Below are 19,947 nucleotides of genomic sequence, written 5' to 3'. Positions count from 1 at the left end.
GCTCGGACGCTTCATTCCAGACTATCGTGCCGTGTCTCGCGCATGCACAGAACGCCGATCAGGCTGATTGCCGCTGCGACCGAGACATAGCCGCCGACCCAGCTCAGGCCGCCTTTCGAGACAAGCACCTGTGCGATATAGGGCGCGACCGACGCGCCCAGAATGCCGCCCAGATTGTAGGCGACGCCGGCCCCGGTGTAGCGCACTTCGGTGGGAAATAGTTCCGGCAACAGTGCGCCCATCGGTGCGAACGTTGCCCCCATCAAGAACAGCTCAATGATCAGGAACAGCTGCACGGACAGCAGTTCACCGCTGCCAAGCAGCGGCGCCATCGCGAATCCCGAGAGCAGCGCTGCCAGCGTCCCGGCGATCAAGACCGGCTTTCGGCCATAGCGATCGCTCGCCCAGGCAGTCAACGGTGTCGCCAGCGCCATGAATAGCACCGCGACGCACAGCATGCCGAGAAAGGTCTGGCGCGACAGATGCAAGGTGCCGACACCGAACGACAGCGAGAACACGGTCGAAATGTAAAACAGCGTGTAGCAGACGACCATCGCGAGCGCACCGAGCACCATTGGCCAGGCATGGCGGCCAAGCAAGGTTGCCACCGGCATGCGCACGCGTCGATGCTGCTGGATCGCCGTCTGGAACGCCGGCGTCTCGGCAATTTTAAGACGGACATACAAGCCCAGGGCGACCAGCACGGCGCTGACGATGAAGGGAATGCGCCAGCCCCAACTGCGGAATTGCGCATCGCTCAAGGTCATCGTGAGCGCGAAGAACAAGCCATTGGACGCCAGAAATCCGATCGACGGCCCCAGTTGCGGGAACATACCGTACCAACCGCGTTTGCCGTCGGGCGCATTCTCCGTGGCCAGCAAGGCGGCGCCACCCCATTCGCCACCCAGCCCGATGCCCTGGCCGAAGCGCAGCAGGCAAAGCAGGATAGGGGCGAGGCTGCCAATGCTGTCGTAGCCCGGAACCAGCCCGATCAGCGTCGTCGACACGCCCATGACGAGGAGCGAGGCGACCAGCGTGGACTTGCGCCCGATGCGATCGCCGAAATGGCCGAACAGGAAGGCACCAATCGGCCGGGCGATAAATGCGATGCCGAACGTGACGAAGGCTGACAACGCTTGTGCCGTGGCCGATCCATGCGGAAAGAACACCGGGCCGATGACGAGCGCGGCCGCCGTGGCATAGACATAGAAATCGTAAAACTCGATTGCCGTGCCGATAAAACTCGCGAATATCACGCGCGCGTGTTGCTGCGGGGGCGCGGTGTTCGACGACGCTTGCGCGGCGTCATGCGCAGCGGTCCCGGGCGATGAAACGGGGGAAGTGGACATCGATGTCTCCTGAACGATCTTGGCTGCGCGTCGGCACGACACAGTGACGCCACAGTCATCGCTTCATGCAACGAACAAAGGGGAGACACCGGGCGCGGACGGCCGCCGATTTTTGGTATGCGGCCGGAAAAATGACCGGAGACGATTCGCGCCACGGGCAGGTTGCCGGGCGAAACCGTCGGGACAGGCGACAGCACGATGTGGGTACTCGTGCGAACCGGCCTGTCCATAGGCGGGGATAGAAGGGCAAGTATAGCGGGCGGCCGACCTCGGCGGCAAGGCATCCGCGGCGATGGGGAATCCGCGCGACGGCGTACTAGCGGCTATTTGACGGTGAAGCCGTAGTCGCCTTGCGTCCGATGCCCGTCATCGGCAACGGCCACCCAATGAACGGTGTAGGCCCCCGGCTGCAGCGGTTTCAGCGGAACGGACATGCGGGTACTGTCCTTCGGATCGACCGTCGATGGCCCGGCGGCAACGGGCTGTCCCGCGTGATCGGTGACGTCGATCTTGCTGAAGCGCGCGGTCAGTCCTTCGGTGTAGGTGATGGCGACATCGGCGGGCGCGGCATCGACGACGGCGTCTTTCGCAGGGGTCATCGTTTTGGGATGCGCATGGGCAAATGCCAGCGAAGCGCTGCCCATCAGCGAGAGGAATAAAGCGGCGGATGTCAGGGAGCTGCGAAAACGTTGCATATCAAAAGTCTCGATCGCGTAATGTGCATTGAATCGGCCATGTCCCCCGAGCCAGTGCGTGTATCTGGCGGACAGGACCTTGAACATAGACCCGCATTGTAGCGCCGAGGCGTTAAACGCTGCATCCGGGTCGCACGCGCCCGGCAGCGAGCCAATGCCGATTCGAAAGCTTTTTCGATACACGGCACGCGATACACGATACGACCGACGGTCGATAACGACGTTGTCTCTTTTTTCAGTGCAGCATGGCCCGTTGTCGCTCGGCGGTTCCCTTCTTGTCCAGCGACAGCGCGGCGACGAGGCTGAGGACGGCATTGGCCGCCAGCCATACGCCGACCATGGCGTTGCTGTGGAATTGGTGGGACAGCCACGCCGCGATCGCCGGGGTGAAACCTCCGAGGATGGCGGCTGCGATGGCTTGCGAGAACGCATAACCGGCGGTCCGCGCGCCTGGGGGCACCAATTCGACCATCGCGGCCACTTGCACTGCACTATATGCCGCGTACAGCATCGAGAACCAGATTTCGACGACGGCGAATTTCAACAAGGTCGGTCCGGCTGCCAGCCAGGCCATGCCGGGATACGCGGTGGCGGCTGCCAGCAAGGTGACGCAGATCAGCATCGTCCGGCGATTGACCCGGTCGGCGATCAGTGCCATCAATGGCAGACCGATCAGCACCGTCAGGCCGCCGAAGAACAGGATGACGAAACCGGCGGCTTCTCCCAGATTCAGGCTTTTGATGAAGGTGGGCGCGTAGGTGGTGATGATCTGCGACATGACCGTGGCCAATGCCGACATGCCCATGCAGCGGAGAATGATGCGCCAGCCGCCCGTCATGCTTGCGCAGATCTCTCGCATAGTGGGCGTCCGTTTCTTCGCCGCGAACACGGCTGTCTCGGAAAGGCTCGAGCGCAACCAGAACATCACCGGGATGACGGCGCAGCCGATCAGCAGCGGAATACGCCAGCCCCAGGCGTGCAAATCCGTCGGCGAGAGCGAGAAAAGCAGGACGAGGCCGGCCAGCGATGCCACCATGACCGATACTTGCTGACTACCCGCTTGCCAGCAGGTGAATAAGGCGCGCTTGCCGGGCTGTGCGATTTCCGCCAGATACACGACCACGCCGCCCAGCTCCGCGCCGGCGGAAAAGCCCTGCAACAGGCGGCCGCAGAGCACGATGATCGGCGCGGCCACGCCGATGCTGGCGTATGACGGTGTCATCGCCACCGAGATGATGCCGACCGACATCAGCGACAACGCCAGAATCAGGCCCTTACGGCGGCCATGCTTGTCCGTGTAGGAGCCCAGCACGATCGCACCCACCGGGCGTGCCAGGAAACCGAAGGCGAAGGTCATCAGCGACATCATGAGGGACAAGTATTCGTTGTCGCTGGGGAAGTACGTTTGTGCGATATAGCGGGCGTAATACCCGTAGATCATGAAGTCGTAGATCTCGAGCGCATTGCCCGCGACGACCTGCAGGATCGGACGTATCGAAAACGTCTCGGCGGAGGCGGGGGGGCGTGCATCGGCATTGTCGCTCGTGCTCGACTTTGCGGGCCCTCGCCGTGGATCGACATAGACGGAATCCTTCAGCATGACGTGTCTCCTGCTTTTTTTGATACGGCGGTGCAGGCCTGCAAGCGTCGCTGCCTGACGATGCGAAAATGATTGCGCAATCTTTCTTTGCGAGATAGTCGGGTTTACACGCGCGCGCGGCATCGCGCGTGTATAAAACACGCTGCGAATCAGGGTTATTTCGAGATTTTGACGGCGTCGCGGGGGACGCGTTACAGGACGCGGGTGCTATCGCGGTCGATGATGTCGAAGCCGGTATCGATCGTGTTGCGATGGTCGTCGGCGGGGGCGCAATCGGCCGGCGCGGGAAGAACGCCGAAACGGTGCAGCAGCGTGGTGGCCACGCGCTCGCCAATGCCGCGGCCATCCACGCGTACCGTCGACAGGGACGGATATAGATGCGCGGCGGCGCTCAGGTCGCCGAACCCCATGACACCCAAATGTACCGGAACGGCGATGCCTCGGCTTGCTGCTTCGGCCAGCACGCCCGCCGCGAGGGTATCGGAACTGCACAGCACCGCGTCGTAGTTTCCGCGGTCCAACAAGCGACGCAAACCCTCCCGCCCCAACCCCATCGTCGCCGGTGCGGCCAGGATCTCCATCGCCACGTGGTCGCTGGCCAGGCTTTGGAGTTCGGCCATCGCACTGCGGCTACGTCGCAAGCCACGCGGATCGTCGACGGAGACGATGCCGAAGCGACGATAGCCTTTTTGAAACAAGTGCCGAGCGACGGCGATGCCCACTGCTTCGTGCGAGAAACCGATGATCGTATCGATCGGGTTCGCGTTCAGATCCCACATTTCGACTACTGGAATACGGGCCTGTTTCAGGCGGGCAATCGTCAGCGCGGTGTGATCCGTACCCGCGAGTACAACGCCGTCCGGACGCCGTCCCAGAATAGCCTCGAGCAAGGCTTCCTCGCGGTGCGCCGCATACTCGGTCAATCCCAGCAAGGTCTGATAATTGGCCGCGTGCAGTCGTGCGATCAGCGCCTGAACGGTGTCTGCAAAAACTGCACTGGCGATCGTCGGCAAGAGCACCGCGACTAGGCGGCTGCGGTTGCTCGCCAGACTGCCGGCGAGAAGGTTCGGCACATAGCCGGTGGCGCGGACGGCCGCAAGCACCTTCTGCTGTGTCGCATCGCGAACAAGCTCTGGCCGATTCAAGGCGCGGGACACCGTCATCGGCGCGACACCCGCCACGCGCGCCACGTCGATCAGCGTGACTTGCTCGCCGCTCTCGGTGGCGGCCAGCATCGGCATAGACGTCGCGCTCGGCGTCGGCGCACTGGCGACGGTGAGGGCGTCGCCGCGTTTTGCCTGCCGTGCTTTACCTGTCCCGCGCGGGGTTTTCAGCTCTTTTGGTGCCATCTCGTTGCTGTCTCTTCCGTCGAATGCCGGCGCGCCTTCCTGGCGTGCACGCGCCATTGTATGCGGAGCCTTTGCCGAATTGGCGCACTGCGCCACGCCTCGCTCGGGAAAACCCCAGTCAGCGAATGCTGGACAGCGACCGAATGGTTGCGCAATCATTTGGCCATTGCCGGTGGGTCTTACGCACTGTGCCGCGCACCTCGAGGAGACGAACCTATGCATTCCCCTGCAAACCCTGCCCAGGCCGCAATGCCTTCCAATGACAAGATCGCGTGGATCAAGCTGTCGTCGGTGCGTTTGCCGCTTGCAAATCCGATTAGCGACGCGAAGGTGCTGACCGGACGACAAAAGCCGATGACCGAGATCGCGATGTTGTTCGCCGAGATCGAGACCGCCGATGGCCATCGCGGCCTGGGCTTCAGCTATTCGAAACGGGGAGGGGGGCCGGGGCAGTTCGCACACGCCAAGGAGATCGCCCCGGTGCTGATCGGCGAGGATCCGAGCGATATCGCGCGATTATGGGATTCGCTGTGCTGGGCGGGCGCGTCGGTGGGGCGTAGCGGCCTGGCGGTGCAGGCGATCGGGGCCTTCGACGTTGCTTTATGGGATATCAAGGCGCGTCGTGCGAATTTGTCCCTGTCGAAATTGCTCGGTGCGCGACGGGATAGCGTGCGTTGCTACAACACCTCGGGTGGCTTCCTGCATACCCCGTTGGGTCAGGTGCTCAAAAATATCGATATCTCGCGTGAGAAGGGTATCGGTGGCATCAAGTTGAAGGTCGGGCAACCGGATTCTGCCTTGGATGTCGAGCGTGTCAGTACGGCGCGTCGCCATCTGGGCGACAGTTTCCCGTTGATGGTGGATGCCAATCAGCAGTGGGATCGCCCGACCGCGCAGCGGATGTGCCGTACATTCGAGCCGTTGGACTTGATATGGATCGAGGAGCCGCTCGATTGCTACGACGCCGAAGGCCACGCGGCGCTTGCTGCAAGCTTCGATACGCCGATCGCGACCGGCGAGATGTTGACCAGCGTGGCGGAGCACCGGGCATTCATTCGCGCGCGCGGGGCGGATTTCCTGATGCCCGATGGACCGCGGGTGGGTGGCATCACGCCTTTCTTGAAAGTCGCCGCGCTGGCGGAGGAGGCCGGCATTATGTTGGCGCCGCATTTTGCGATGGAGCTGCACGTCCATCTGGCGGCGTGCTATCCCACGGAACCCTGGGTCGAACACTTCGAATGGCTCGAACCGCTCTTCAATGAACGACTCGAGACGCGTGCCGGACGCATGCTGGTGCCGAATCGGCCGGGTCTCGGTCTGTCCCTTAGTGAACGGGTCCCGGGCTGGACCGTCGAGCAGGTGGAAATAGGGCGACGAGGCTGACAAGGCGGCACGCGCACTACGTCTCGAATGACTAGGGAAAACAAATCTCGGCGCTATCCGATACCAAAAAGGGAAAACCCGTATGGCGCTATCTCGAAAATATAGCGCTTTAAAACAGTAGGAAAACCAATAAGCGCATTTGGATAGGCGATTTTTGGAATGATTAGGTTTACTTTGTAACAGCGCTGAAGAAACCGCTTCTCTTCTCCGTATACCCGTTTGAACGGCTCCGTTTTATGGCAGTGTCTGGGCGCGCTGCCATGCCATTCGAGATAGCCGGTCGGGTTCGCTTGTTCGAAAGATAAATAATAAGGGCGGAGGAAACTATGCAGCAGTCGAAGCGCGGCATCACAGTGCGTTCGGGATTGTTGGCGGTGCTGGTGGTGTTTGCGGTCATGATCCTGCTGGGAGGCGCCGTCGGCGTCTTATCGCTGGGAGGCGCTAACCGCACCAATAGCACCTTGGCTGAAGTTGCAAGACAAGTCGTGTTGGTCAACGATGGGTACAAGGACAGCACGCGGACACGCGCCGCGCTGACGCGCGGCTACTCGGCGCTGAAGGAGCGCGGCGACAACGCGGCGCGTGATAATGCGTTGAAATCCGCGCAGACCACGCTGGACAAGGCAGCCAAGGAAACCAGCGCCTTGCATGATGCGCCCATTGTCGAGGGGATCGAGCCGACGCTTGCCCGCTCGACCGCGGAGACATCGACTGCCCTGGCAACATTGCTGGAGTCCGCGCGCGATGCGCTGCGCGCGGGGGACACGGACGCCTATGTCAAGATCAACGACGAGAAAATCACCGTAGCGGGGCAGCGCTACACCGCTAATCTCGAGGCCTTTCAGGCGCAGGCCAGCGCCGTGATGCAGGCGGCCAGCGAAGCCGGTGCCCGGCAATATTCCCGTGTGATCGCCTTGGTCGCTTTGGGGATCGTTTTATCGCTGAGCTTACTGTTGGCGACTCATCTGACGCTGCGGCGCTGGGTGATCGGACCTTTGCAAGACGCCAGCGCCTTGCTCGATCGCATCGCGGCGAATGATCTCACCGCGACGGCGACCTATCGCAGCAATAACGAGATAGGGCTGCTGTTCGATGCGATGCGTCGAATGCAAGGCGGCCTTGCCGAGACCGTGTCGGTGGTCCGCAGCCGATGCGAAGCGATCAACACCGGCACCCGCGAAATCGCGGCCGGTAATCTCGATTTGTCGGCGCGCACGGAGCAACAGTCGGCATCGTTAGGCGAAACGGCCTCCAGTATGAAGGAGCTGACCTCGACGGTGAAACGCAATGCCGACCACGCGCGTGAGGCGAACGAGCTGGCCAATTCGGCGGCGTCGGTGGCGAAGCGCGGGGGCGAGGTGATCGGCGACGTGATGCGCACGATGGACGTAATTTCCGCCAGTTCTCGCAAGATTGCCGACATCACCGGCTTGATCGACGGCATCGCCTTTCAGACCAATATCTTGGCCTTGAATGCGGCCGTGGAAGCGGCGCGTGCCGGCGATCAGGGCAAGGGCTTCGCGGTGGTCGCGGCGGAAGTGCGCAGTCTTGCGCAACGCAGTGCCGGTGCGGCCAAGGAGATCAAGGGATTGATCGAGTCGTCGGTAGCCGATGTGACGCACGGCAACCGCTTGGTCACGCAGGCTGGTTCGACGATCAACGAAGTGGTCGGCAGTGTCGATTCCCTGGCGACCTTGATGGCCGAAATATCGGCGGCTACGTTCGAGCAGAGCGACGGCATTTCGCAGGTCGAGCAGGCGGTCAGCCAGATGGATCAGGTCACGCAGCAAAATGCGGCTTTGGTGGAGGAAGCATCGGCAGCCACCAGTTCGCTGGAATCCCAGGTCGAGGACATGGTGTCGGCTGTAGCCGCATTCCGTCTGAGCCGTTAAGCGCGGCACGCGATGCGGCCTGCCGAAGGCCGCATCGCGCGATAGCGTGCAAGCGATCAATCGATCGCACCGACCGAAAATGCATTGCCGACACTGACGAAGTTTCCGCCGCCAAGATAATGGATCGTGTGCAGCGTCGGCCGGCTGCCATCGAATTGCCAATGGCCATCTCGAAATATGGCCGGATCGGCCGCTGCCGACACGACTTCGCAAAAACACGTGTCATAGGCGTCCTCGCTGTGTGCTTCCGGAATCAAGCGACATTCCAACCATGCGGAGCAGCCCGTCTCGATGACGGGCACACCGAGAACCGGACCCGCCAGCGACGCGATGCCGTAGGTCGCGAACTTGTCTTCGTCGTGCCCGGATACGACACCGACATCACGTGCCATTTTTGCGCCCTCGACATTCGGTACGCAAATCCCGAACTTGCCTGATGCGTCGATCAACGACTTTGTAAAGGTGTTCTTGTCGATGACGACGGCAAGGCGCGGGGGAACGAACTCGACAGGCGTCGACCATGCGGCCGACATCACGTTGCGGCGCTCGCCGCTCGTCGACGTCACCATGATCGTCGGGCCGTGATTGAGGAGACGGCTGGCGTGTTCGAGCGCAACGGGTGCGAAGCGCGAGCCGACGGGAAGTGCCGATGCAGTAGTCATGGTGGCGCAGGGAAAAGGGAAACGGTGATGACGGGAGCGAGCATGCCGTGCTCCGGCGAGACCTTGCCGCATGCGGCGTCGCGGCAGGTTAAACCCGCATTGTCCCAAAATTCCTTGGCTTCCGCCTCGTACACACGATGCGACGACGACACGCGCCTCCTGGACGCGGCTGCCGCGTCATCACCGGGCGATCAGCGCGACGATGCAGGTCAGCAAGCCGATGCTCCCGAACACGAGCAGCAGGGCGAGCAGGTGTGCGCAGGCAATGTCCCAGCGGCTCATGATGCCGCGCCGCCTTGCAGCGTGTTCGACAGCAGACCCTTGAAATACAGCTCGGCGGTGGCATCCCATGCCGGACCGCTAGCTTTCGCGCGATGACGGATGCGATCCGGGTCGTGGTCGGCAGGCAAACGATGGAGATAGTGGGCGGTGATCATCTTGCGGCTCCTGGAGCAACGGTCGGAGCGCTTACGATAGCCAGTCGGCTATCATCTTGAAACAGCATGAATCGGATTTCAGTGATGGGCTTTTTGAATGGCTGAGCGATGAAAACCTTGGACATCGAAGCGGTGCAGGCCTTTGTGCTGACCGCGGATCTGCACAGTTTTACGCGCGCCGCCGAGGTGCTCGATATGACGCAGTCGGCTGTCAGCGTGAAGATAAAGCGACTGGAGGAGGGACTGGGGCGAAGGTTGCTGGAGCGCACGCCGCGTTCGGTCAGGCTTTCCAGTGACGGCAGTGCGTTTTTGCGCGGCGCGCGGGACCTGGTGGCGGCGCATCACGCGGCGCTCGAAGCCTTCGCGCCGAAGAAACGGCGGCTGGTCATCGGCGTTAGCCATCATATCGTCGGCGCGGATTTGCCGGTATTGCTGCGGCGTGTGGGTCAGGCCGAACCCGGCGTGGCCTTGGACATGCGCGTTGCCGCCTCGCGCGACTTACTGGAAGCGTTCGATGCCGGTGCCTTGGATGCGGCCATCGTGCTGCGTCACGACAGTCGGCGTCTGGATGGGGACGTGATCTTGACACAGCGCTTCGGCTGGATCGGCGCGACGGACTTCGCCTACCGTCCCGACGAACCGTTGCCGCTTGCCACGCAGCCCGAGCCTTGCAGCGTTCGCAGGATGGCCGTGGAGGCCTTGAACGCCGCCGGGATCCGGTGGACCGAGGTGTTTGTCGGGGGCGGGGTCAACACCATCGGTGCGGCCGTATCCGCGGGGTTGGCTTTGGCCGCTTTAGGACGGCGAGTCGCGCCGCCCGGCACCGTCGACATGGGCCCGCGCTTGGGCTTGCCCGCTTTGCCAACGCGCGACATCGTCCTGCACACGGGCCTGACCGATGCGCAGGCGAAGGGGGTGCTGCGCACGCTGGCAAGCGCGCTCAGGTCGAGTCAAACCTCGCGCGAGCGGGCATTCGAGGCTGCGTGATAGGGCGGTCGCGCGCGGGGCGCGGGGTGAACCGATATTTCCCAGCTGGTGGGAATTATGGAGAGATGAGGGTGTGATGCTGAATTAAGGATCGAAGGCGGGAATTATCGAGTAATGGGGCGGTTTTCCTTAATAAAGGATCACAAGTGGGAATTATTAGCAATCTAGCCGATGTCCGTGTATAATTCCCACAAAGAAGACTTTATCGTGTTCGAGCGCTTGAATTGTAATTAATCCCTATAGGTGGGAATTATGGCGAGAACGGTCACCCGACCCGAAATTGGGCTCAATCCTCTGGCCCAAAGCCTTGCTGATTTTGGACATCTGATACGGAATCGCCGGGCATGCAGCGGGCTCGCGTTAATGGATGCGGCAGATCAGTTGGGCGTCTCGAAAAGCGCTTTATCGCGACTGGAGAACGGCCGGGCCGTCGGCCTTGATCTGGCGCTACGCGTGGCTTCCGGTCTTGGCTTGCAACTATTGATCGTCGACAAAGCGCAAGCGGCAGATGCACTGGATGCAATAAGGCCGGCCGCGGCCGAGGCCGAGTGATGCAATATCGACTGCGTGTCCAGACCGATGGACAGAACGTTGGTGCGATCGAATACGACGCTCATCAAGAATCTTATCGATTCGACTATGCGCCTGAATGGCGAAATCGACGCGGCGCTTTTCCTCTCTCCCCGCGTATTCCTCTCCATGGCGGGGAGCAGGTACGCTCGGGCGTGATTCAACGGTTTTTGGCCAATTTGTTACCTGAGGGTCGGGCGCTCGACGTCGCTTCAATTGCATACCAATTGTCGAAAACCAATACGTTTGGCCTTACGCGACGACTCGGTGCAGAGCCTGTTGGGGCTTTGAGCTTCCTGCCAGACACCGACGACACCTTCGAACGAAGCGCCACAGCGCCTACCCGTCGCGCCATCGCCGATGAGGAATTGGCGGAACGCATTCGCGACCGCGACGGTATCCCCTTTCCTGTGTGGGACGGACGAGTGCGATTGTCCATCGCCGGCTATCAAGACAAGCTTCAGGTCATGGTTGAGGGGGAGCGACTGTCTTTGGTAGAGCATCCGCTCAGTTCGACGCATATTTTAAAGCCCGAGTCGCGCAATCCCCACATGCCGTTCATGGTTGCGAACGAGCATTTCTGTATGTCGCTTGCCGCAGCCCTCGATCTTTCTGTGGCACCCGTGCGTATTCGACGGACGCCCGAGCCTGTTTTACTGATTGAGCGCTTCGACCGCATCGTAGAGACATCTATGAGTAGTGCGAATGAGGTGCTTGCAGTGCGTCGTCGACACGTTGTCGACGCATGTCAGGCTCTGGACTTACCTGTCGACTTTAAGTATGAACGAAACCTGGGACATAACGTCGACGTGCAGTACGTTCGTGACGGTGTCAGTTTCGAAAAAATATTTTCGTTGCAAGCGGATTTCGATAACCCGGCATTAGCGCGTATGTTCATTACCCGTTGGGCATTGCTGCAACTCCTGATCGGGAACAGTGACGCGCACGGAAAGAACCTTTCATTTTTTCAAGCCGCCGGCGGCTTATCACCGACTCCGATGTATGACTTGGTCTCCGTGTACGTGTACGGAGACACGGTCGAACAGGAAATGGCGATGGCGTATGGCGATGCTTTTCGGCTGGAGGAGATCAGTGCGTTTCAATTGGCCGATTTTGCACATCGGGCAAAGATTCGACCCACTCTGATCAGTCGGGAAATCACACGGTTGGCGAACGCTGCGCTTGTGCATGCGCCTGTTTTAGCGCGCTCCGATACCTACACGGCCGAGGAGAAGGCCTTCCTGAACCGGCTGGCGGCCTTTGTTGGCAAGCAAGCGCGGGCGCTCTTACAAGTCGCGCCGATGATCGCCCAAGTCGATCGCGACTTGTTATAAGCGCCCGAAACGTTCACCCAGCCAGCAATTCAGCGTCGTTCGCCGCGGGCACGTGCAGATCTGTCGTGTCAGGCGCTTTCGACTCGAATTGCGCGATGATCCGCTGGTTATAGTCGTCGAGATAGGCCTGCAATTCCGTGCGGTCGATCAAGCGTACCGATGCCGCGTTTGCCAGTTCGATCGCCGATTGCGTGAACGCGGCGTTCGTGACGACGATGGCCTCATCGCAGCCATGGACGCGCTTCGCCGAGATAGCGTCCTGGACGGCTCCCTTGCCGAGCCGTTCCGCGTGCTGCCGCGCTTGAATCAGGATCTTCTTGCCGAATCGGTTGACGAAAAGATCGGCCCCCCGAAGGCTGCCCGGCGTGCTGCCTTCGACGTCATACCCGGCTGTCTCAAATACCGCCGTCAGACATTTTTCGAAGGCCTGGCTATCCATCGTGTCGACGTGATACATCGTCACGAAGCGCATCGGCTCGAAGTGCGTGAGCTTCGATGCCATGCGTTCGACGAGAATATCGAAGTGCAGTGTCTCGCATTTCTTCGACCATTCCTGAATCGTGCGCCAGGACAGCAACGGCGAACCGACATGCTCCGCCGCATGTTCGGAATACGCCAATTCCGCAAAGCGGACGTCGCGTTCCCAAAGAAAATAGAAAAAAAGGCTCAGGTCGTCTCGAAAACGCGTCCCGGTTTCGCTGATCCACGATTTCAAGCTTGCTTCGAGCGACTCCGCGATATGCCGCGACATCTCGCTGGAGAAACCGAGATAGGCGGCATTGAAACCGGTGGTCTGCAGCAGCTTATCCAGCAGGTGCGGCAACTCTTCGAGTTCGGTGAAACCTTTGCGAACCAATACCTCCCGAAACAATTCCCGATTCGTATAACTTCCGTTCGATCGTGCACCAAGGGACACGGTCGTATCCTGCTCGGCTTCCAACGATTGTTCGATGTGGAGGAAATTGGCGAAATACGGCATTTTGAACCGCGCATATTTCTGCAATACCGCGCGTAGCAATTCGCCGAGTTGCGCTTGCTCGCTCCGCTTGACCAGCAGATCCTTGACGAAGCCTTTGGTTTGATACTGAAATTCGGGGAAAAACGACGCGTCGAGCGGAATCTGCTGGGCCTTGATGGCGGCGGGATCCGTTCTTTCTCCAGGAGCAGGCGCGCACCAGGGACAAAGGGTTTCGAAGGCGGTTTTATTGCAAGCACTGCAACGGTAAATCACGAACGCTTTCTCCAAGCGGGACAAATGGAATGCTGCCCTTCGTTCCGATTCCGCCATCGGCCTGCAACGTCACAAGGGACGATTACTAAATAGTTACGAATTGTTGCAATGCTAACGTACGTTTACATCGATTGTAAATCTCGAATTTAAAAGACTTCTTCGCCCTGTAACGGCGCTTCTACTTTATCGAGATGAATGACCGGCGCGCGCGTCTGCGTTGTCGTTCTACGCGCGCAGCGGTTTTTCGAGACGTAAATCCGTCCGATCATTGCTCGGCCGAAACGAGCGTGAAGCCTTCGTCAAGCCAGCCGGTCAGGCCGCCGATCATCACTTTCACCGGGCGGCCCAGGCCCGCGAGGCGGCTCGCGCCGCGCGTCGCGCCATTGCAATGCGGGCCGGCGCAGTACGTCACGAACAGCGTTTCCGGCGGATAGGCCAATAGCTTCGACGCGATGATCTTTCCGTGCGGCAGGTTGATCGCGCCGTCGATATGCTCAGCGTCGAATAAAGCGGGGCCGCGAACGTCGAGTAGGACAAAGCCGGGATCGTCGCTGGCGAGCGCGCTCGAGACGTCGGCACAGTCTGTCTCGAATTGAAAGGACCTGTCGAAATGGGCTTTGGCGGTCGCGCTGTCGGCGGCAGGCACGGCGCACACTGCGTTGCGGGCGTGGGAGAGGGGCATGGCGGTGGATTCCTTCTGGGCCGGCGTGTTGGAATAAGCCCATTCTGGCGCGCTTCACACGCCCGGATAAGTGGCGTAACCGACATTCTTCGGTAAGATCACGACATGAAAAAACATCTCGTCGTCGCGCTGGCCTATGACCGCCTGTGTACTTTCGAGTTTGGGTGCGTGACGGAAGTGTTCGCGCTCGAACGGCCGGAGCTCGACGTCGAATGGTATCGATTCGACGTCTGCGCGGTGGAACCCGGCCCGCTTAGGGCGGCGGGAGGGATCGGCATTGCCGCGCCGTACGCGCTGGGTTTGCTGGATCACGCGAGCACGATCATCGTACCGGGTTGGCGCGACGCGAACGAGGTGCCGCCCGAGGCCTTGCTGAAGAAACTGCGCGATGCCGCTGCACGAGGCGCACGTCTCTGTTCCATTTGCTCAGGGGTTTTCGTGCTGGCGGCTGCCGGTCTTCTCGACGGGAAAGCGGTGACGACGCATTGGCGTTACGCCGCGGATCTGCAACGACGCTATCCCTCGGTGAAGGTGCAGCCCGATTCGCTTTATGTCGACGAGGGCAACATCATTACCGCGGCCGGCTCCGCTGCCGGCCTGGATATGTTGCTGCATCTGGTGAGGTTGGATTACGGCGGGGCCGTTGCAAATCGCGTGGCGCAACGGCTGGTGATCTCGCCGCATCGTGAAGGCGGGCAAGCGCAGTTCATCCCGCGCCCGATGTTGACCGCCGAAAGCGATCGCTTGTCGACGTTGATGACGTGGATGCGCGAGCATCCGGCTTTGCCGCACACGCTGCGCTCGTTAGCGGAGCGTGCGGCAATGAGCCCGCGTACGCTGCAGAGACAGTTTCTCAGCGCGACCGGGTTTGGCCCGTACGAATGGTTGGTGCGGGAGCGTGTCGCCATCGCGCGCGAATTGTTGGAAACACAGGCGGCCTTGCCCGTCGATCAAATTGTCGATCTGGTCGGCTTCGGTTCGGTCGAGTCGATGCGCCGTCACTTTCGGCGAGTGACATTCACGAGTCCGGCCGCGTACCGAAAAAAGTTCGGCAATGGTCAGAAAGCGCCCGTCGTCACCCACAAGTAGCGCCTTGCTGGCGGTATCGACGGCAAGTTGTCGGCGGCATCGTGTTCGCCCCCGTTACATCGCCAGCAGGCGCATGCCGAGCAAGCTCAATCCGCCCAGGCAGAGCAGGGCCAGCATCGCGGCGGCGACGACTCGGCCCCCTGAACGCGCGATGTCGCGGATATCGACGCCGAGCCCCAATGCGGCCATCGATACGATCGTCAGCAGGCTGGAGATCGACTGCGCCGGTGCCAGCATCGCGTGCGGAAGCGCATCGGCGGAACGTAGGCCCATCAAAACCAGAAAGCCGATGACGAACCAGGGACAGAGTTGATGCCAGGCAAGCGGGCGCGGGCCGCTTGCCTGCGATGCCGACGCGTGTGACGGCAACAGCGACAAAGCAAGCAGTACCGGGCCCAGCATCAGCACGCGTACCAGCTTCACCAATGTGCCCACTTGCACGCTGATGGCCGACACCGCTGCCGTGGCGGCCAATACCTGTGGCACTGCATACACCGTCAAGCCCGCGAACACGCCGTAAGCGCGCGGCGGCATGCCCATCAGCACGCCGAATACCGGCAAGAGCAGAACGACGATGACGCCCAGCACGGCAGTGAAGGCGATCGATGCGGCGACGTCGCGACCTTTCGCGCCGATGATCGGGGCGACGGCGGCAATCGCCGAATTGCCGCATATCGCGTTACCGCAAGCGACTAGCAGCGCCAATTCGTGATGCAGCCCCAGCATGCGTCCGACCCAATAGCCCATAACGATCGACAATACGACGATGGCGACGATGGTGCCCAATAAGCCCGCGCCCTGCGCGAGTACGGTGGTGGCGCTGACCGAGGCACCCAGCAACGTCACGGCGATTTCCAGCACCGTCTTCGCGCAAAAGTCGATACCGCGCTCGAAGCGCTCCGAGAGCGGGACGATGCTTCGCATCGCGACGCCGAACATGATGGCGAGCACTAGGCTCTCCAGCCAGGCACGGTGGAACAGCCAGACCTGAAACTCCGCCACGACGAGCGCGGCGCCACTGACCACGACGCAGAGCAACAGGCCCGGCGCGATATCGGCCAATATCTCGGCCGCGCGCGCGGCGACGCGGCCGGCGGATGACGGCGATCTGAGTATGTCAGCGGAGCGGAAGGGCGCGGTCATGTCTTAGCACTTTCATTCATATCAATATGAATGAAAGTGTGATGTAACGAATCGTCAATGACAATCAAATGTTTTTTGAGAAATCGTGAAATAGAATCGAACGGTCTCTTTTGTCGGCTGACTCCATCGACATACGGCTAGCGGATGGCCGGCATAGTCTGGAATGGCCAACGCCTGGTGCCCTTCGGTGCGGGATCGCACGTTCGCACGATCGAATGAAAAATGGCGTGCCGCGGCACGCCATCTGATTCTCGCGACGAGACGCCGCGTCCTTTCAGAGGAGCGCGGCGGCACGATCGTCAGGCCATATCAGCCCTTTAGGTTCTTTACGACTTCGCGCCCGGCGCGTACCACCGCGTCGGTGGTGATATCGAATTTCTTATAGACATCTTGAATCTTGCCGGACTCGCCGAAGTCGTGCATCCCAATAAATTTGCCTTCGAGGCCGATGTATCGCTCCCAGCCTAATTCCACCGCCGCTTCAACCGCAACGCGTGCGAGCGTATCGCCCAGCACTTGCTTTTTGTACTGGAGATCTTGTTTCTCGAAAAGCAGTCGGCAGGGCATCGACACGACTGCCGTCGGCACCCCTTCTTTCTGCAGAATGTCGCGGGCCTCGACGGCAAGGTGCAACTCGGAACCGGTCGCGATCAGCGTGAGTTGCCGCGCGCCGCCTTCGGCTTCTTTCAGCACATAAGCGCCGCGCGCGGATTTGTTCTCGGTGCCGGCCTCCGTACGGAGCAGCGGCATCGGCTGGCGCGACAACGCCAGCAGGGCGGCCTGACGCGGCTGATCCATGACCAGTTCCCAGCATTCCGCCGTTTCCACCGCGTCGCCCGGCCGATACACGGCGAGATGCGGAATCGCTCGCAGCGCGGCAAGGTGTTCGACCGGCTGGTGCGTCGGGCCGTCCTCGCCCAAACCGATCGAATCGTGCGTCATGACGAAGATCGTCCGGATGCGCATCATCGCGGCTAGGCGGATTGCCGGACGGCAGTAATCCGAGAAACACATGAAGGTGCCGCCGTAAGGGATCAGGCCGCCGTGCAGGGACAGGCCGTTCATCGCTGCCGCCATGCCATGTTCACGTACACCGTAGTGGATGTACGAGCCGTTGTAATGGCCCGGTGTCACCTCGACCTGATTCTTGGTCTTCGTATTGTTCGACGGCGTCAAATCGGCCGAGCCTCCCAGCAATTCCGGGATGGCGTCGAACAGGTGATTCAGCACCGCGCCGCTGGCCTGACGCGTTGCCATCTCGCCACCCTTCGCGATGAACTCCTCGCGGGCAGCGGCAATCGCCTTCTTCCAGTTTGTCGGCAACTCGCCCTTGTTTCGGCGTTCGAATTCGCCACGCAGCGCGTCGGGCGCTTTTTTGACACGATCCGCCCACGCGAGTCGGGCAGTACGGCCCTTTGCGCCGATCTCGCGCCATTCGCTGAGCAGCTTCTCGGGAATTTCGAACGGAGGCGAATCCCATCCCAAAATCTTGCGAGCGCCAGCGATTTCGTCTTCGCCCGGCGCGTCGCTGTGGGCCTTTTGCGTACCCGCCTTGGTCGGGAAACCGAAGCCGATGATCGTTTTACAGGCGATCAGCGTCGGTTGATCGGTCTTTGCGCGCGCGGTTTTGATGGCGTCGCGAATCGCATCGGTATCGTGGCCGTCGATTTCGAGGACGTGCCAGTTGGAGGCCTTGAAACGCTCGATTTCGTTATCGGAGACGGCAAGGCTGGTGGCGCCGTCGATCGAGATCGAATTGTTATCCCAGAATGCGATCAGCTTGCCGAGTTTCAGGTGGCCGGCCAGCGAGATGGCTTCCTGGCTGATCCCTTCCATCAGACAGCCGTCGCCGAGGAAAACATAGGTGAAATGGTTGACCAGATCATCGCTGAATTGCGCGTTCATGATGCGCTCGCCGAGCGCCATGCCGACGGATTCCGCGATCCCTTGTCCGAGCGGGCCGGTGGTCAGTTCGATACCGTCCGCGTGACGGTACTCCGGGTGGCCCGCCGTCTTGGCGCCGACCTGACGAAAACGTTTCAGTTCGTCGATCGTCATATCGGCATAGCCGGTCAGATAAAGCAGGCTATACAGCAGCATCGAGCCATGGCCGTTCGATAAAATAAAGCGGTCGCGGTCGATCCAGTGCGGATCGGCGGCGTCGAACTGCATGAAATCCTTGAATAAAACCGTCGCGATATCGGCCATGCCCATCGGCGCGCCCGGGTGGCCGCTCTTGGCCTTTTGCACGGCGTCCATCGAGAGAAATCGGATGCAATCCGCCATGTCCCGCAGGTGCTTGTCCCGTGGAGCCGGCAGGACGACGGGTGCTGAGGGTGCGGCAGAGGAGGAGGATTGTGATGACATCGGGATATCCTTTCAGGTCGGTAGCGAAGGGCGCTTACAAATGGACGTCTGAAGCTGCACCCTGGGAAGACGGACAGGGAGGGGGGCCTACAACCCGTCCGCGAACGCACAGGGCATCCTTCCTATAGTAAGTCCGTCCGCGATGATTTGCAGGAAAGGTGGCCGGTGCCATCGCCGGACAGCGGGGAGGAGGGGAAAGGTGCATCGCACGGACGTGCGTTTTCTGCCGGTCGCCGTTTCCGGCGTCCGGCTTTGGCATTGCCCGATTTTTTACGGGCTGCAGAAAGACGGCTGATAGTTGTAGACCCAGGCGGTCTTCGTGCTGCTGGGCAACAAAGTCCAGTTCGTCATGCTTTGTAGCGTGCTGAAGATCAGTGCCGAGCGGGACGTGACCTTGTCGGTGAAGGCGCCGTCGTCGTTGACGTCGACCTCGAACGAGATTTCCACCAAGGACGGGGTTGTCGCGCCGTTGGCGTACCAGACCGTCAGCGTGAAATCGGCGTCCGATTGACCGATGTCGCTGGTGGGGCCGTCGTAGGTCAGCTCGTGAATCGACAAGCCGCCTACCGGTGACAGCGTATCGCTACTGACACTGTCGAAGGCCGTGGTCGTCGGGAACAGGTCCTTGATGTCGCTCAGGTGGTTGATGTTCTTGCCGCTTTTCGCCGATTCGCTGGTCGAATGCGAGAACTGTTCGTGAAACGTTGGCGTGATGTCGTCTTCGAGCTTGCTCGACGCATCCGAGGCGCTGCCACTGACGTCGGTGTTGGCCGAGGTGCTCTCGTCGGTCGAACCGAATTTCAATTCGATCTGGCGGGCACCGTCGTCGTCGCGTTCGCGCATCGAATATCCGGCCGCTTTCACTTCGCAGCTGCCCGGCGTGTCGTAATACAAGACGGTGCGGTCGTGGTCGGCCGCGAAGGTCTTCGTCACGGTTTCATCGAAACCGTTGGCGGTGAGGCTCGCCTTTAGATCGGTCAGGAAGCGGTTTGCCGCATCGAGCGGCGCGCTGTCGAACGCTGCCGGATTCAACAACACTTTGTATTCCCGACTGCCTACCGTCGGGGTCTTTGCAAACGCATCGTGCGCGACCAGGGCCGTTGCGAGCAGCGCAACGCCAGCCGCATGATGCCAGGTGATCTTTGTCATTTGGGCTCTCATGGGAAGTGATGTAAAG

The 19,947-nt window shown here is 60.9% G+C and carries 17 protein-coding genes; 6 read left to right on the top strand and 11 right to left on the bottom strand.

Annotated elements, in window-relative coordinates:
* Positions 1–11 precede the first annotated feature (11 nt).
* From ABEG21_RS16515 to ABEG21_RS16500, 4 genes are all read right to left on the bottom strand, one after another.
* Positions 12–1,349, bottom strand: a complete 1,338-nt coding sequence (locus ABEG21_RS16515) for an MFS transporter (RefSeq protein ID WP_347557733.1) — start codon at positions 1,347–1,349, stop codon at positions 12–14.
* 323 nt (positions 1,350–1,672) lie between these two features.
* On the bottom strand, positions 1,673–2,044 hold the full coding sequence (gene copC / locus ABEG21_RS16510) for a copper homeostasis periplasmic binding protein CopC (RefSeq protein WP_347557732.1): 372 nt from the start codon (positions 2,042–2,044) through the stop codon (positions 1,673–1,675).
* Positions 2,045–2,279: 235 nt separating this feature from the next.
* Positions 2,280–3,644, bottom strand: coding sequence for a tricarballylate/proton symporter TcuC (gene tcuC, locus ABEG21_RS16505; RefSeq protein ID WP_347557731.1), 1,365 nt, complete (start codon positions 3,642–3,644; stop codon positions 2,280–2,282).
* Between the two features lie 191 nt (positions 3,645–3,835).
* On the bottom strand, positions 3,836–5,050 hold the full coding sequence (locus tag ABEG21_RS16500) for a LacI family DNA-binding transcriptional regulator (protein WP_347557730.1): 1,215 nt from the start codon (positions 5,048–5,050) through the stop codon (positions 3,836–3,838).
* Positions 5,051–5,209: 159 nt separating this feature from the next.
* On the opposite strand from ABEG21_RS16500, the gene ABEG21_RS16495 reads away from it, so the two are divergent.
* Together ABEG21_RS16495 and ABEG21_RS16490 are read left to right on the top strand one after the other, a co-directional pair.
* Complete coding sequence (locus ABEG21_RS16495; protein WP_347557729.1) at positions 5,210–6,376, top strand: mandelate racemase/muconate lactonizing enzyme family protein; 1,167 nt, start codon at positions 5,210–5,212, stop codon at positions 6,374–6,376.
* 326 nt (positions 6,377–6,702) lie between these two features.
* On the top strand, positions 6,703–8,268 hold the full coding sequence (locus ABEG21_RS16490) for a methyl-accepting chemotaxis protein (protein ID WP_347557728.1): 1,566 nt from the start codon (positions 6,703–6,705) through the stop codon (positions 8,266–8,268).
* A 56-nt stretch (positions 8,269–8,324) separates the two neighbouring features.
* Here the strand turns inward: ABEG21_RS16490 and ABEG21_RS16485 are convergent, their stop codons facing one another.
* Entirely contained in the window at positions 8,325–8,930 is a 606-nt protein-coding gene (locus tag ABEG21_RS16485) for a flavin reductase family protein (RefSeq protein ID WP_347557727.1), read from the bottom strand.
* A 278-nt stretch (positions 8,931–9,208) separates the two neighbouring features.
* Positions 9,209–9,367: a hypothetical protein gene (locus ABEG21_RS16480; RefSeq protein WP_347557726.1), complete on the bottom strand. Its 159-nt coding sequence runs from the start codon at positions 9,365–9,367 to the stop codon at positions 9,209–9,211.
* A 108-nt stretch (positions 9,368–9,475) separates the two neighbouring features.
* Between ABEG21_RS16480 and ABEG21_RS16475 the strand changes: the two genes are divergently transcribed.
* From ABEG21_RS16475 to ABEG21_RS16465, 3 genes are all read left to right on the top strand, one after another.
* Positions 9,476–10,354, top strand: coding sequence for a LysR family transcriptional regulator (locus tag ABEG21_RS16475; protein WP_347557725.1), 879 nt, complete (start codon positions 9,476–9,478; stop codon positions 10,352–10,354).
* Between the two features lie 252 nt (positions 10,355–10,606).
* Entirely contained in the window at positions 10,607–10,906 is a 300-nt protein-coding gene (locus ABEG21_RS16470) for a helix-turn-helix domain-containing protein (protein ID WP_347557724.1), read from the top strand.
* A complete protein-coding gene (locus ABEG21_RS16465; RefSeq protein ID WP_347557723.1) occupies positions 10,906–12,258 on the top strand; it encodes a HipA domain-containing protein in 1,353 nt (450 codons plus the stop codon). Before ABEG21_RS16470 ends, ABEG21_RS16465 begins: the two co-directional genes overlap by 1 nt.
* 13 nt (positions 12,259–12,271) lie before the next feature.
* Here the strand turns inward: ABEG21_RS16465 and ABEG21_RS16460 are convergent, their stop codons facing one another.
* Both ABEG21_RS16460 and ABEG21_RS16455 read right to left on the bottom strand, forming a co-directional pair.
* Complete coding sequence (locus tag ABEG21_RS16460; RefSeq protein ID WP_347557722.1) at positions 12,272–13,489, bottom strand: restriction endonuclease; 1,218 nt, start codon at positions 13,487–13,489, stop codon at positions 12,272–12,274.
* Between the two features lie 265 nt (positions 13,490–13,754).
* Complete coding sequence (locus ABEG21_RS16455; RefSeq protein WP_347557721.1) at positions 13,755–14,171, bottom strand: rhodanese-like domain-containing protein; 417 nt, start codon at positions 14,169–14,171, stop codon at positions 13,755–13,757.
* 105 nt (positions 14,172–14,276) lie between these two features.
* Between ABEG21_RS16455 and ftrA the strand changes: the two genes are divergently transcribed.
* The gene (gene ftrA, locus ABEG21_RS16450) at positions 14,277–15,260 is read left to right on the top strand and encodes a transcriptional regulator FtrA (protein WP_347557720.1); all 984 of its coding nucleotides are present in this window, start codon (positions 14,277–14,279) and stop codon (positions 15,258–15,260) included.
* A 54-nt stretch (positions 15,261–15,314) separates the two neighbouring features.
* Here the strand turns inward: ftrA and ABEG21_RS16445 are convergent, their stop codons facing one another.
* From ABEG21_RS16445 to ABEG21_RS16435, 3 genes are all read right to left on the bottom strand, one after another.
* Positions 15,315–16,403, bottom strand: coding sequence for a putative sulfate exporter family transporter (locus tag ABEG21_RS16445; protein WP_347557719.1), 1,089 nt, complete (start codon positions 16,401–16,403; stop codon positions 15,315–15,317).
* Between the two features lie 309 nt (positions 16,404–16,712).
* The gene (gene tkt / locus ABEG21_RS16440; RefSeq protein WP_347557718.1) at positions 16,713–18,770 is read right to left on the bottom strand and encodes a transketolase; all 2,058 of its coding nucleotides are present in this window, start codon (positions 18,768–18,770) and stop codon (positions 16,713–16,715) included.
* Between the two features lie 270 nt (positions 18,771–19,040).
* Positions 19,041–19,919, bottom strand: a complete 879-nt coding sequence (locus ABEG21_RS16435; RefSeq protein ID WP_347557717.1) for a hypothetical protein — start codon at positions 19,917–19,919, stop codon at positions 19,041–19,043.
* Positions 19,920–19,947: the final 28 nt, after the last annotated feature.

The organism is Robbsia sp. KACC 23696, from assembly GCF_039852015.1.
Taxonomy (GTDB): domain Bacteria; phylum Pseudomonadota; class Gammaproteobacteria; order Burkholderiales; family Burkholderiaceae; genus Robbsia.
Note: the sequence above shows the minus strand (reverse complement) of the source record. Positions and strands in the feature narration are given on the sequence as shown.